General features: G+C 57.8%; 9 protein-coding genes. 8 read left to right on the forward strand and 1 reads right to left on the reverse strand.

Annotated features, from left to right (window positions below; all coding sequences use genetic code 11):
- Positions 1–11: 11 nt before the first annotated feature.
- Positions 12–1133, reverse strand: a complete 1122-nt coding sequence (locus WFN75_RS13760) for a ribosomal protein uL16 3-hydroxylase (protein ID WP_336996336.1) — start codon at positions 1131–1133, stop codon at positions 12–14.
- Between the two features lie 201 nt (positions 1134–1334).
- Between WFN75_RS13760 and WFN75_RS13765 the strand changes: the two genes are divergently transcribed.
- From WFN75_RS13765 to WFN75_RS13800, 8 genes are all read left to right on the forward strand, one after another.
- Positions 1335–1631: an SH3 domain-containing protein gene (locus tag WFN75_RS13765; RefSeq protein ID WP_212478274.1), complete on the forward strand. Its 297-nt coding sequence runs from the start codon at positions 1335–1337 to the stop codon at positions 1629–1631.
- Positions 1632–1884: 253 nt separating this feature from the next.
- Positions 1885–3102 carry a VWA domain-containing protein gene (locus WFN75_RS13770; RefSeq protein ID WP_336996337.1) on the forward strand — a complete coding sequence of 406 codons (1218 nt, stop codon included), beginning with the start codon at positions 1885–1887 and terminating at the stop codon, positions 3100–3102.
- A 264-nt stretch (positions 3103–3366) separates the two neighbouring features.
- Positions 3367–4782, forward strand: coding sequence for an SrfA family protein (locus WFN75_RS13775; protein WP_336996441.1), 1416 nt, complete (start codon positions 3367–3369; stop codon positions 4780–4782).
- Positions 4783–7785 carry a virulence factor SrfB gene (locus WFN75_RS13780; protein WP_207292914.1) on the forward strand — a complete coding sequence of 1001 codons (3003 nt, stop codon included), beginning with the start codon at positions 4783–4785 and terminating at the stop codon, positions 7783–7785. It abuts the gene before it with no gap.
- Positions 7785–10436, forward strand: coding sequence for a putative virulence factor (locus tag WFN75_RS13785; protein WP_336996338.1), 2652 nt, complete (start codon positions 7785–7787; stop codon positions 10434–10436). The genes WFN75_RS13780 and WFN75_RS13785 overlap by 1 nt, the downstream gene beginning before the upstream one ends.
- A 6-nt stretch (positions 10437–10442) precedes the next feature.
- Positions 10443–11408: a hypothetical protein gene (locus WFN75_RS13790; RefSeq protein ID WP_207292912.1), complete on the forward strand. Its 966-nt coding sequence runs from the start codon at positions 10443–10445 to the stop codon at positions 11406–11408.
- A gap of 9 nt (positions 11409–11417) precedes the next feature.
- Positions 11418–13373 carry a vWA domain-containing protein gene (locus WFN75_RS13795; RefSeq protein ID WP_207292911.1) on the forward strand — a complete coding sequence of 652 codons (1956 nt, stop codon included), beginning with the start codon at positions 11418–11420 and terminating at the stop codon, positions 13371–13373.
- The gene (locus WFN75_RS13800; RefSeq protein ID WP_249220463.1) at positions 13373–14059 is read left to right on the forward strand and encodes an ABC transporter ATP-binding protein; all 687 of its coding nucleotides are present in this window, start codon (positions 13373–13375) and stop codon (positions 14057–14059) included. Before WFN75_RS13795 ends, WFN75_RS13800 begins: the two co-directional genes overlap by 1 nt.
- Positions 14060–14078: the final 19 nt, after the last annotated feature.

Consider the following 14078-nt stretch of genomic DNA (forward strand, 5'->3'; position numbering starts at 1 on the left):
GCCCGGTGGGGTTACTCGTCGAAGTACCAGTAACCCTGGTTAATCAACCCGGTCAGCTCGGCGATAAAGGCCGGGTTATGCAGTGCCTCTCCCAGCTCTTTTTTGCCGAACCCGGTATAGCGGCACAGGACATCAGCGGCTTTAGCATCGACGGTGTCCAGCTGTTCACTGTTAATAAAGAAACGGTCGGCGATATTCAGTACGCGCAGCCCGCTGAGACGGGTAAGGGTCTCGCCCCCCTGCAGCGCATCCAGCACCTCTTCCGGGGTGTAAGGCGGCTCTGCGGCGGCAATGTCCAGCTCATGGCGCGGCGTAGAGATAAAGCTGCCAAACCACTGGGTAAAATCATCCGGCCGGCTAATCATCTCGATCATCATCTGGCGCAGGCGTTCCAGCTCATAGGCTTCAACCCGGCCCGGGTGCTCGCGGCAGGTCAGATCCGGATCGCTGTAGTGTTCCCCGCCCAGATCGTTCTCCAGGGCGTAATCGGCAAAGCTGCTGATCAGATCCCGACCATTCGGCCCCCGGAAGCCTACCGAGTAGTTCAGCGCCGTTTCGTGGGTAAAGCCGTCGTGCGGGAAGCCCGGCGGAATATAGAGGATATCGCCCGGGGCCAGATCTTCATCAATGATCGGCTCGAAGGGATCCACATGCAGCAGCGCCGGATGCGGACAGAACTGGCGCATCGGCAGTTTGTCGCCCACGCGCCAGCGGCGGCTGCCCATCCCCTGGATGATAAACACATCGTACTGATCGATATGCGGGCCCACGCCGCCGCCCGGCACCGAGAAGGAGATCATCAGGTCGTCCAGACGCCAGTCCGGCAACACGCGAAACGGTTGCACCAGCTCGGCGGCAGGCAGATGCCAGTGGTTAACCGCCTGCGCCAGCAGCGACCAGCCGGTTTCGCCTAAGCCATCAAAGTGTTCAAAGGGGCCATTACTGGCAGACCATTTTCCCTCTTTATGGCTCACCAGACGGCTGTCTACCTCCGGCTCCATGGCCAGCCCGGCCAGTTCATCCGGGGTAATCGGGTCGATAAAGTGGGGGAAAGCGTTCTTCAGAACGACGGGATGTTTCTGCCAGTATTTTCCTAAAAATTCCGGCCAGTTCAGGTTGAGTTGGTAAGCCATGCGTCGCACCAGTGATAGACAAACGGGCCTGATTATAGGAAGAGGTGGCGGCTGGCTGCCTTGTCGTGGGTCAATGACGCACGAAACTCTGTGTCAGCCTTTTACATGACACATCCTGACAGCTTCACGCTTTATGGTTATCGCCCCCGTTTACCACGGCTTATATCGTTTAAAGATGCTTACGTTGTCAGGAGGTCTGAGATGAGTGATGTCACTGAAGTCGCCGTAACAGGTAGTGTGAAAACCACCATGCCAGTGTATGCCCGTCTGGGCACCCCCTCCGTCTATGCGCCGGTGGCCCTGGACCTCCCCGCTGGCAGCCGTATCGACGTGTGCGCTGCGGTCGTGGGTGATGCGGTTGAAGGGAACCCCCACTGGTACCGTATCGACGAGAATATCTTTGTCTGGACGGGCGCCTGTACGCGGCTCGATCCCTGTCCGGATTTCCCGGAAAGCACGAAAGTGAAGTGGATGGCGGTGGTGTTTGAGGTGCGCTAGCACGCTTAAAGGAGAACGCATGATGGGCGACAGACCTCCTGGTTTAGACCTAAAGCCAAATTAAAGGTCGCCCCACCCCCTTATAATTTAGGGGTTGCAAAACACATGTAAATTTTATTTCTAATAAAATGATCCCCAATGCCTATAAATATTAGTAGTTATTTATCGCAGCAATCATAATTAGAATTAAGAATTATCTTTTCATCTGTATAATTTTAATCTGTGATTTAGTGCAGATGGCGCAGCGATTTCCATGATCAGAATAACAAGGACGGTTAAGCATAGCGCCTCTGGGCAAAATTATATCAACCTCTACCCCGCGTTAATTTCTCTGGTCGAACAGCATCTCCCGTCTGGCTACAAAAATCTTTTTGCACGTCCGCATCAGGCCTCAGATGGGGCAATTGAATGGTACAGCGATATTAATGGTCAACCTGTATCACTCACCGCCCTTCCCGTAGCAGAAAAAGAGAAAGCGCAGGCATTGCTGCAGCAAAAACTGGTGGTGATAGAGCAGCTTTATCACCGGCTTGCGGCGGCTAACGCGGCGCCTGCCGAGGTTATGCAGGTCCTCTCTCTTGCCGCTCGTCAGCCCGATGAACGCGGCGTCTGGGTGATTGATGGTCAGCCGGTGATTACGGCCTGGAGCGAAAGTCCCACCGCTCCCGTTATGCCAGCGGCTCCGGTGGTCAACAAGGGTCGCCGCGGGCTGTGGTTACTGCTGTTAGTGTTATTGCTGTTAGCGCTGTTGGCGTTATTTTTACTGCGCGGTTGCGTGCCTGCGGCTAAACCGCCCGCTCCTGCTGCACCCGCTCCGCTGCCGGTAAAACAGATCTGCCCGGCAGAGAGGACCAAGCAGCAAGCCCCTGAAATGGTGCTAATTTTTGATGCTTCAGGCTCAATGGCTATCAGTATGGATGCCACACCGGATGAACTACGCCGCCTGATGCAGGACAAGCCGGTGAAGAATATTGAGCGTGAGCCACGCCGTATTAGCCTTGCACACCGCTCGGCAAAACAGGTGATCGATGAAGTGCCCAAAGATATGGATATTAGCCTGGTCTCGGCAGCAACCTGCCAGCAAGTATTCGTTTCTCCGGCCTTACCTTTTGCCCAGCGTAATGTATTGAAACAAGCTATTGATAAGATTCAGCCGGTGGGCAAAACCGCACTGGCCGAAGCGCTGGAAAAGGCCGGCAAGTTGGTTGATGGCGTAGATCGCGATGCCATTATTGTGCTGATAACCGATGGGGAAGAGACCTGCGGCGGCGATCCCTGTGAGGTCGCGCGTCAGCTCAAGCTGAAGAAGCCCCGTTTGCAGGTAAACGTGGTCGATATTATGAATACCGGTGCCGGAAACTGTATTGCCAGCAATACTGGCGGTGCTGTTTATGCCGTCAATAATACCCACGAATTTAATGAAATGATGAGCCAGGCAATAAAAGAATATATCCCGGAGGGCTGCGATTAATTCATCAAAAACATTAATGAATGCCAGCAGCGTTTCGGCGAGAAACCAAAAATGTTTTTCGCGCATTTGACCGTAACCGCCGCCAAAAATTTAATTTATGGCTAAACGTTTTCTGTCACCTGCCGATAATTTTTCTGCTCAATTTATACCTTCAAATGTGATTACGGTCGCTGACGATTTGTTATCGCCGAGAATGCCGTACGTACCAATAAAAGCAGAGTTAACCCGAATAATTACCAGCAAGGGTATGCCAACGTGAAAGAGATGTTCCTGTGCAGTGACAGGCTCGATAAATACCAGTCAATGGGTGAGAACGGTCAGGCAGTACATATTTCTGCGCTGCAACTGCGCGAGACGCTGCGCCTGAGAAAACAGAGCGCCGTTGCCGATACGCTGGCAATTCCGCAGGTTAACGAGCACGGCGATCGTATCGACTGGTACGCCCCTGCCGCCGGAGATGTGATCCCCTGGTCTGCCGCCACCGAGAGCGAGCGTCAGGCTGCCCTCGGCCAACTGGAGCAGAGCCACGCTGTCTTACGCCAGCTCAGCGCTGAATACAGCCAGCATGCCAATCCGGAACAACGCCTGTTCGGCCAATTGCTTGAAAAAGCAATGCAGTTTCCCGACCAGAATCAGGTCTGGCTGGTGGGCGGCAAACCTGTCATCAGCTTTTGGGGTTTCGTTAATGCCCGTCATCAGTCACGTATCGACCCGCTCGACTGCCTGCGCCCACCGGTTCCATTACCCCCTACCACTACCGCCCCGGTTGCGGCGTCGGCGCCTCTGGTAACGGAGCCGGTTACCGAGCGTCGCGTAACGCGTCGGGGGTGGTGGTGGACGTTACCTGCGTGGCTACGCTGGTTGCTTCCTTTGCTGCTTCTGGCGTTGCTGATCCTGTTGCTGCTGCGTAGCTGTGTTCCGGGCGTGCATATCCCTGGTTTTTCCGCCACGCTGCCTGGCCTGCCGGATGCCCATCTGAACACGCCAACCGTCAAGACCGGCCTGCACGGAACCACCAGCTCGCAGGGGGGCGGCCTGAGCCTGAACGGCAATGGCACGGGTCTGCCAGATGCTTCACTCCCGGCGATGAAGACGCCAACTCACGGCGAGGCGCCGGTTAACGGTGAAACACCGACGGCACCGGCTCTGCCCGATGGCGCCCCCACAGAAAACGCGCCGCCCGTAAATCCCGCCGCACCTGATAATGCAGGTGAGCCATCCACGCCACCTACCCCGGACGCCGCTGCGGGCGTTACCCCGCCGGAGGTTCCCTCAGGAGATGGCCAGCCGGGTGTCAATGCGCCGCTGACCATTCCAACCGGGGCACTGGCACAGGGGAGTACCGACTTCTTAAACGGCCGCTGGCACGCCGGTGCTGGCATTCAGGACCAGCGCACCGGTAAGCCGCTGAGCCTGAATTACCAGATCAAAGATGGTCAGGGCGAAGTACAGATGGTGCGCGGCGATGGGGTGACCTGTCGCGGTGCAGTCAACGCGGCCATCCAGTCCGGCAATCTGGCCATCAACAACCAGGGTGAAGCGCAGTGCTCCGATGGATCGGTATATCAAATGCCCGAAGTCCAGTGTGCGCCTGGTGCGCAGAACATTGCGGATTGTAAGGGCCGTTACGACGCCAACACCCTTTTCCCTATTTCGATGAAGCAGGAGGCAAGTAAGTAAATGCTCGCTGAACTTACTGATTTTAAAAAACAGGTCAAACTTATTCGTGACAGCGGCATCCAGTTCCTGGACTTCGCTTTTACGCTGCCTGCCCGTAAAGAGTACGGTGAATTTCTGCGCCAGAATGGCGATGGCGCCATTTTGCGCCTGGTCTATAACGAACGTGAAGATAAGCTTCAAATCCCGGCGGCAGATAACGCCGCGCCGCGTTTTGCCGAATCGGATTACTCCCTGACGACAGAAGAGTCGCTGCGGCTCTACCAGGGGTTATGGCTACCGCTGCCCTTCTTCCGCTTCAATCCGCCACGTGCCTTTGCACACGGACCAACCAACTGGGCGCGGGTCCAGTTCCACGAGCTGGCAGAGCCCGACGAGAAGGGCAACACCTGGCGCGCCATCCTGATCTTCGATACTAAAATTTTCCCGGATCGTGAGAACACCCAGTACCTGGCACCGAGCGAAGATGATGTGCGCACCGGGGCCGGTTTTGCCCTGGCACTGCATCCCCATGAGATGGGCGATTTCCTGACGCTCCCCTGGATAGATGAGTGGCTGCGTGAGGTGTTCAGTACCCAGGCGCGCGATGTGCTGCGCCAGCACGCGGAAGACATTGATGAAAAACTGCTGCAGAAAGAGCATCAGGCGCACTATCTCAATCTGCTGAATATCCTGAGTGCCACTGTCGCTATCCCGGAAGTGCAGGTCAACGACGTGAAGATCCGCGACTCGGCCATTCCGGTGGATTTGGTGCTGGACATCGGCAACTCCCGCAGCTGCGGCATCCTGATAGAAGAACATCGGGATGACAATAAAGGGCTATCTCAGCTCTATCAGCTGCAACTTCGTGACCTGAGCCATCCGCAAAATGTCTATAACGAACCCTTCGACAGCCGTCTGGAGTTCGCCCAGGCCGAGTTCGGTAAGCAGGACTTCTCGCTAAAAAGCGGGCGCAGCGACGCCTTCACATGGCCGACCATTGGCCGCGTCGGGGACGAAGCCTTCCGCATGGCAGCGCAGCGCCTGGGGACAGAGGGCTCAACCGGGATCTCCAGTCCAAAACGCTATCTTTGGGACGATCAGCCCTATTCTCCCGGCTGGCGCTTTAGCCAGGCCTTTGTGAAATCCGATCGTGAGCCGCTCGCAACCGCAGCGCCGTTGCTGTACATGCTCAACGATCAGGGCAAGCTGTTGATTCGCCTGCCAGAAGATGAACGGATGCCGGTCTTCTCCCCGGTTTACAGCCGCAGCTCGCTCATGACCATGATGCTCTCCGAAGTGCTGAGCCAGGCGCTAATGCAGATAAACAGCCCGGCGCAGCGTCTGAAGATGAACCACGCCAGCACCCCACGCCGCTTGCGAAATGTCATCATGACCGTGCCACCGGCGATGCCAAAACCTGAGCGAGCCATCTTTGAACAGTGCATGCTGGACGCCATCCGCCTGGTGTGGAAAGCGCTGGGCTGGGAAGAGATGGATGACGAAAGTGAAGAGACCGCACAGCTAAAACATCCGCGCCCAGGCGTGCATGTGAAATGGGACGAAGCCACCTGCGGACAGCTGGTTTACCTCTACAACGAAACCCAGACCTACTTCGGCGGCCGAACCGACGAGTTCTTTGCCGCGACCCGTCGCCCGGATAACCAACAGGCCGCCAACGAAGCCCGTAGCCTGAAGGTGGCCTCCATCGACATTGGCGGCGGCACCACCGACCTGGTGATTTCCCGTTATATGCTGGATGACGGCGAAGGGATCAACGTGCGTATCACGCCGAAGCAGCTCTTCCGCGAAGGCTTTAAGGTCGCGGGGGACGATATCCTGCTGGATGTCATTCGCCTGTACCTGCAGCCTGCGGTAAAAGCCGCGATGATGAAGGTAGGCCATAGCGATCTGTCGGCAGAGTCGATGATGTCGCAACTCTTTGGCAGCGAATCCATCGAGGCCGGCAAGCAGGTCCTGCGCCAGCAACTGACGCTGCAGATCTTTGCCCCGCTGGCGTTGGCAATCCTGCATCGCTACGAAGAGTACTCGCCGGAAAACGGCCGTGAGCTGCTTAATTACACCTTCCGCGATCTACTGACAGAGAACACGCCAACGCAGAAAGTCCAGGATTACGTGAATGATGTGGTACGCCTGGGCCAGCTCTCCAGCGAAGCGCCATTCTCCATTCTGGACGTGGCGCTGGAGATCGATCTGGCCAGCCTGCACAACGAATTCATCAACCCACGCAGTGGCCGCATGAATATCTGCCACAGCCTGCGCGCCCTGTGCGAAGTGCTCTGGCACTACAACTGCGACGTGCTGCTGTTGACGGGCCGACCGTCACGCCTGCCGGGAATTCAGGCGCTGATTCGCCAGCTCCAGCCGGTGCCGCCATCGCGCGTTCTGCCGCTGCATGGCTATGAAACCGGCGGCTGGTATCCCTTCAACAAGAAAGGCTGCATCGACGATCCGAAATCCACCGCGTCCGTGGGGGCGATGTTGTATCTGCTGGCCGAGAACTCTCGCCTGAGCAACTTCTTCTTCCGCACCGCCAACTTTGTGCCGTACTCCACCATTCGTTATCTCGGCATGCTGGACGGTAACAACCTGATCAAGGACAGCAACGTCTTTTATCGGGATATCGACCTGGATGCGCCGGAGTTCCAGCTGCCGCAGGGGCAGGGTTTTGAAGCGCGCGGCGAAGTGCGTATTGGTTTCCGTCAGCTTGATAACGAGCGCTGGCCGGCGTCTGCACTCTATACGCTGAAAATTACCAACCCTAACCTCGCCAGCGAGCTGGCAGGCGACGCCATGATGCGTATCGAACTCACCGCCGAGCAGGGTCGCCCACGCAACGGCGTCGAGGCGGTCAGTCCGGAGAAATTCCGTATTGAATCCCTCGAGATGGAAAATGCCCGTCGCAACTATAACCGCAAAGACGTGGCATTCCAGTTGAACACAATGGTCGGTAACGGTCTCAGCGAGACGCACTACTGGCTGGATAGCGGGAGTATCAAAAGCTAATGAGTACCCTTAATTCTGCAAAGATCGTTCAGGGCTGGCAGGGCGTTGAGCAAGGCGCCGGTCAGGCTATCGACTGGATTGCTTCCGTCCGCCATGACGCACCACGTCTGAACACCGAAGCCGACCGACTGACGCTAAATTTGCGCCGCAGTCGCAACAAAGCGCGCCGACTGGCGCAGGCGGCGGCGCGACCGATGACTATCGGCTTCTTTGGCCTGTCGCAGGCGGGCAAGTCATACCTGATTTCGGCGCTTGCCGCAGGTGAGAATGGCAAGCTGGGCACCCAGCTCGGCGGACATCAGCTCGACTTTCTGACCCATATTAACCCGCCAGGCGGCGGGAAAGAGGCAACCGGTCTGGTAACACGCTTTAGTCGTCTGAAGCACGAAGACGATAAAAACTGGCCGGTCAAACTGCAGCTCTTTAGCGAAGTGGAGATGGCGAAAATCCTCGCCAACGCCTTTGTGCATGACTTCAACCAGGAGAAGTTCGACTGGGAGTATGACGAAGGACGGATCCGTGACCTGCTGGCAACGCTGGAAAAACGTCGTCGCCCAACGCGGGTTCCGGGCGTTACAGAAGATGACGTCGTCTCCTTCTGGGACTACCTCATCCGCCATGCTGGAAAAACCCAAAGCCGCTTCGCCCTGCATTACTGGCCACAGGCGGTGAATCTTGCGCCGTGGCTGACCACTGACGATCGCGCGCAACTCTTCTCGGTGCTCTGGGGAGAGGTGCCCGAACTGACTCAGGCGTATGGCCACTTTGCCCAGACGCTGCAACGTCTGGGTGGCGTACAGGAAGTACGCGCGCCGCTAAGCACGCTGGTGGTAGAAGAGAACGGCCTGCTGATCCAGAAAAACAGCATCATGAATGTCGATATGCTGGAACACCTTAATCAGCCGAACGACCAACGCATTGAAGTCTGCCCCGTGCAGGAAGGCCAACTGGCCTCGCCTGTTGCCATCTCGCTGGCCGAACTGACAGTGCTCACGGCCGAGTTGCACGTTCCACTCTCCGCACCGACTACCGAACCGCTGTTTGATCACGTGGATCTGCTTGATTTCCCGGGTTATCGCGGCCGTATGTCGATCGATGCCTTCGGTGCCCAGTCGGCAGAGAGCGAAGGCGGTAGCCGTCTGGCTGAGCTGATCCTGCGCGGTAAAGTGGCCTACCTCTTTGAGCGTTATACCGAAAACCAGGAGATGAACGTTCTGGTGCTCTGTACCGCCTCCGCCAAGCAGTCTGACGTGAAGGACGTCGGCGATGCGCTGGACGAGTGGATCTGCCGCACCCAGGGCGCCGATGCCGATGTGCGCAGCCGCCGCTTACCGGGGCTGGTCTGGGCTTTAACCATGTTCGATAACCGCATCACCAGCGCACTGTCTCACGAAGAAGCGTTGCTTCGTCAGTACTGGGGACAGGGCGGAATGATCAAAATGGCGATGCTGGAGAAATTCGGCAAATACAGCTGGATGTCCGAGTGGAAGAAGGGTGAAACCTTCAACAACACCTTCCTGGTGCGTAAACCGGGCATGCAAACGCCGTTTATCCGGGTGAGCGGCGGTAGCGAAGTCGCCTTCAGCGACGAGAATGCCGATCAGTTGACGCTGATGCGTAAAACCTTCCTCGAAGACGAAGCCGTAAATCGCTACATCGCCTCACCGGCCGAGGCCTGGGACGCGATGCTCAACCTCAACGACGGTGGGATGAGCCGAATGGCGAACTACCTGAGCCAGGTTGCGCGTCCGGAGAACAAGCTTGAACGCATTGCCGAGCAGCTCGAAGAGAGCCGTCACGATCTGGTGGAAGGCGGTCTGGGCAACTGGTATCAGCCCGATGGTGAAGAAGAGGTAGCGAAGAAAGCCCGCATCGCGCAGGAGATTGTGGCGGCGGTGAAAAAACGCAACGGCATGCACGGTGAACTGCTGGCACGGCTGGTGCCGACTCGCCGCTCACTCCATGCGCTGTACATGCAGCAGGTCACCCTGCCTGAAGTCCAGGAAGAGGCAGATATCTTTGATATTGGTCTTGGAGATGGCCTTGATGACGGTATCTCGGGCATTAAGACCCATAGCCACGAAGTTGCCTTTGCCCGTCAGAGCGTGCAGCACTGGATCAATCACCTGCGCGGCCTGCCGGAAACCCCGGCGATGCTCAATTATATAGGCCTGCCGCGCGCCACCGCCGAGGAGCTGGTGGATGAACTGATCACCGGTTTGCTGCGCCTGCGTGCCGAAGACGCGCTGGTTAGCGTGATGCAGAACACCGAGCAGGACGGCGTGCGTCGCGATCGGATGGTGGATCGCCAGGTCTCTCGCGTGCTGCACGTGATGAGCGACTTTATGACCTGGCTCGGCTATCAAAGCGTGCCGGAGAAGAAGCGCCCGACCCGCCAGAACCAGCCCGATCAGCCTATCTTCACCCGCCCTGCCCAGTGCGACAGCGTAGTGTGGAAGGATGACGAGCGGCTGGTCAGCCTCACGCCGCAGCAGCTGAACTACAGCGGCTATTTCATCCTCGACTGGCTGATCGGTCTGGAAGCACTCATCACCGAGAATGCCGGACATTCCGCCGGCCGTGAAATCAGCGTGGCGCAGAACGAAAAGCTGGGAGCCATTCTTCACCTTATTCAGCGTTCACAGGAGTAACCGGACGTGATCAAACCCGAACTAAAACCCTTAGAGCCCGTCAACCCTGGCTACGCCACTCTGCTCCTTAAAGGCTGGAAAGGGGGCACCGAGGGCGTTGAGATCTCCATCCTGCGTAACCAGGACAACCTGTATCTCGACAGCCGCGGCGGATGGGTGAGCAGCGAAATGTTCCTCGGCCTGCCTGCACTGAGCGTGATGGACGACGTTCCTGCCGTGCAGGTCGGTCCGTCGTTTATTGACCCGCTGCTGGCTAACCGCCAGGCGGCGTATCGTATCGCCATTAAAGACAGCAGTACCCGGGATATGGGTATCCTGGCTATCACAGACGGTTTGCTGAGCTCGCAGGCAGGGGGAGAAAATCCGCTGGCAGAGAATAGCCAAACCCTGGACGTTGCCCCACCGGTTCAGCCCGAGCCGGCGATCGAGCCGCCAGCGCCGGCGCCAGAACCGGTAGTCGACGCACCGCCCGCGGCCCCGGCAAAACGGAAAGCGCCGATCGCCATTATCCTCGCCGTGGTTGCCCTGCTGCTGGCCGCCGCTGCTGCCGGATGGTGGTTTATGCATAAACCTGCAACTGCCGACGCCTCCGCCCCCGCACCTGCCGCCGCCCCGGTAGCGAAAATCAGCGGTCCCTGTGGGGATGAGCAGATGAGCAGTGGCAATGACATGGAGTTCGTAAAAGGCTGCCTGCGTAGCCAGCCAAGCAGCGCCCAACTGCTGGATGTGATTACCAAAGCCAAAGCCGACAAACGCTGCGATATCGCCCAACGCCTGTATGCCTATAAAGCGCAGTCTGGCGATACGCAGATGGCGATGCGCTACGCCCAGGAGTATGACCCGAAATCCGCCCAGGCGGACGGGTGCTTCAGCCCCGACCCGCAAACGGCCAGCTACTGGTACGAAGCGGTGGTGAATCAGGATCCGCAAAACGCCGAAGCGAAAGCCCGTTTAGCTGAGCTGAAAAAATAGGACGAAATAATGAGAAAAAGTCATGGGTTCAGCGGCCTGCTGTGCGCGGCGGCGTTAAGTCTGCCCGCCTGGGGCGCCGACACGCAGCCGCTGCTGCAGGAAGGGAAACACACCCTGTTCCAGCGCGTGCTTACTTATCCGGGCTGCCAGTTGGCTGCTAAAGCGGGCGAAGCAGGCAAAGAGCAGCCCGCGTTCAGCCGCTTTTATGTCTATCAACGTGAAAAGCAGGGCCAGGACGAGTGGCTGCAGGTTGGGCCAGACAGCTTCGGCCATGTTTCTGGCTGGATGAAAGCCGCCTGCACCGTCGACTGGAAAGTCCAGCTCACGCTGGCCTTTACCAACCCCGCCGGGCGCCACCCGATGCTGTTCTTCAAAGAGAAAAGCGACGTGGAGTCGCTGCTGAACAACCCTAAACCCGCGGCAGCGCTGGAGCCGATGGTCGCCAGTCTGAATCAGCATAAGCCGGTGCCGCAGGTGCTGGCTCGTGAACCCGACTACATGGTCGATCAGCTGAAAAACTTCTACCTGCTGCCGGTGCTTGGTTCCGATGATGTCTTTACCGATACCGGTTTCCAGGTGCGGGTGCTGAACGTGGCCTCGGTCACTGAGAAAGCGAGCACCGCCGCGCCGGCTAAAGCGACCGATGAGAAGAACATGATGAAGGGCTTCTCGGCATCGGTGGTCTTCGTAATTGACTCGACTATCTCAATGGGGCCGTACATTGATCGCACCAAAGAGGCGATCGACAAGATCTACAAACAGATCGAAAAAGAGAAACTTCAGGACAAAGTGAAATTTGGCCTGGTTGCCTACCGCTCCAGCGTAAAAGCGGTGCCGGGTCTGGAATATGACGCCAAAATGTATGTCGATCCGAACACGGTAAAAGATGGCAAAGATTTCCTCGCCAAAGTGCATGACCTAAAGCAGGCCACGGTCTCCAGCAGCAAAGTTGATGAAGACGCCTACGGCGGCGTGATGACCGCGCTGGATAAAGTGGACTGGACGCAGTTCGGCGCACGCTATGTGGTGTTAATCACCGATGCGGGTGCGCTCGACGGTACCGACAGCCTCTCCTCCACCCACCTGGGTGCGGAGCAGGTACGCCAGGAGGCAGCATACCGCGGGGTGGCGCTTTATACCCTGCACCTGAAAACACCGGGCGGTAAGAAAAACCACGCTTCCGCCGCGGCCCAGTATCAGGAGTTGACCCTCAATCCGTTCCTGCATAAGCCGCTCTATTACCCGATCGATTCCGGCGACGTGAATAGCTTTGGCACCATTGTGGATAGTCTTTCCAGCGCCATCGCCGGCCAGATCAAAACGGCCTGGAGTGGTGAAGAGACGGCAGGCAGCGCCCTGGGTGCCAGCCCGGAATACGCGGGCAAGAAAGCCGATCCGTTGCTAAGCGATGCCGAGAAGCTGAGTAAAGCGATGCGTCTGGCTTATCTGGGCGAAAAACAGGGGACGCAGGCCCCGCCGGTGTTCAAATCCTGGATCAGCGATCGCGATCTGGTAAATCAGAATATCCCCGCGACCGAAGTGCGCGTCCTGCTGACCAAAAGCGAGCTGAGCGATCTGAGCGACGTGATGAAGAAGATCGTCAACGCCGCCAACGAAGGGATGATCTCCCCGGACGATATGTTCGCCAGCCTGCGATCGCTGGCCGCCACCATGGGCAACGATCCTAACCAGGCAAAAGGCAAAAATGCGACCCGCCTTGGTGAAATGGGCCTTCTGGGCGAATACATCGAAAGCCTGCCGTATCTGAGTGAAGTACTGAGCCTGGATGAAGAGACCTGGAAGAGCTGGGATGGACTGGAACAGGAGCGCTTTATCCGCCGCCTGAATACCAAGCTCAACTACTACCAGCGCTATAACGAAGATGCCGATCGCTGGGTTGCCCTGGCACCCGACAGCGACCCGCGCGATAACGTCTATCCGGTTCCGCTGGAGAACCTGCCCTGATGCTTCACATTCGTGATATGGACATCCGCCGGGGCGGGCCGCAGGGCTTCTACGTCTCGCTGCCGGCGCTAACGCTCCGGCCCGGTGAAGTGGCGGCGCTCACTGGTCCCAGCGGCTGTGGTAAAAGCACGCTGCTGGAGATGACCGGCGCAATTTTGCGTCCGGGCTCCCTTGGGGTTTATCAGTTGGGTGAGCGAGATATTGCTGCCCCGTTGCTGGCCGAGGACGAGCCCACGCTGGCTGCCATTCGTGCCAACGAACTGGGGTTTATGCTGCAACATGGCGGGCTGCTGCCGTGGCTACCGGTGATGGAGAACATCACTCTGGCGCGACGGCTGGCGGGCATGGCCACCCACTCCCCCTGGCTGGAGACAGCCATCGACACCCTTGGCGTGCGTCACCTGCTAAAGAGCCTGCCTTCCCGGCTCTCTATCGGTGAGCGCCAGCGCGTGGCATTTATTCGCGCCATCGCCCACCAGCCGCGTTTGTTGTTGGCAGATGAACCGACCGCCGCGCTGGATCCCGATAACGCCAGCCGTCTGTTTGCGCTGATCGTCGAAATGGTGCACAGCCTGGAGATGACGGCGATCGTCGTCAGTCACGACTGGCAACGCGTGGATCACTATGGCCTTAAACGCTATACCGCCAGCATTGAGGAGGGGAAAAGTGTCTTCCTGCCCGCTTGATCGGCCGCCTGAACGTGGG

Origin of the sequence: Leclercia sp. UBA7405 (assembly GCF_037152215.1) — a bacterium.
In the GTDB taxonomy this organism is placed as follows: Bacteria; Pseudomonadota; Gammaproteobacteria; order Enterobacterales; family Enterobacteriaceae; genus Enterobacter; species Enterobacter pneumoniae.

Excerpts from the sequence above, each read along its gene's own strand:
- WFN75_RS13795 (WP_207292911.1), top strand. The coding sequence starts at position 11,418 with ATGAGAAAAAGTCATGGGTTCAGCGGCCTGCTGTGCGCGGCGGCGTTA.
- WFN75_RS13775 (WP_336996441.1), top strand. The coding sequence starts at position 3,367 with ATGTTCCTGTGCAGTGACAGGCTCGATAAATACCAGTCAATGGGTGAG.
- WFN75_RS13760 (WP_336996336.1), bottom strand. The coding sequence starts at position 1,133 with ATGGCTTACCAACTCAACCTGAACTGGCCGGAATTTTTAGGAAAATAC.
- WFN75_RS13765 (WP_212478274.1), top strand. The coding sequence starts at position 1,335 with ATGAGTGATGTCACTGAAGTCGCCGTAACAGGTAGTGTGAAAACCACC.
- WFN75_RS13800 (WP_249220463.1), top strand. The coding sequence starts at position 13,373 with ATGCTTCACATTCGTGATATGGACATCCGCCGGGGCGGGCCGCAGGGC.
- WFN75_RS13770 (WP_336996337.1), top strand. The coding sequence starts at position 1,885 with ATGATCAGAATAACAAGGACGGTTAAGCATAGCGCCTCTGGGCAAAAT.
- WFN75_RS13780 (WP_207292914.1), top strand. The coding sequence starts at position 4,783 with ATGCTCGCTGAACTTACTGATTTTAAAAAACAGGTCAAACTTATTCGT.
- WFN75_RS13785 (WP_336996338.1), top strand. The coding sequence starts at position 7,785 with ATGAGTACCCTTAATTCTGCAAAGATCGTTCAGGGCTGGCAGGGCGTT.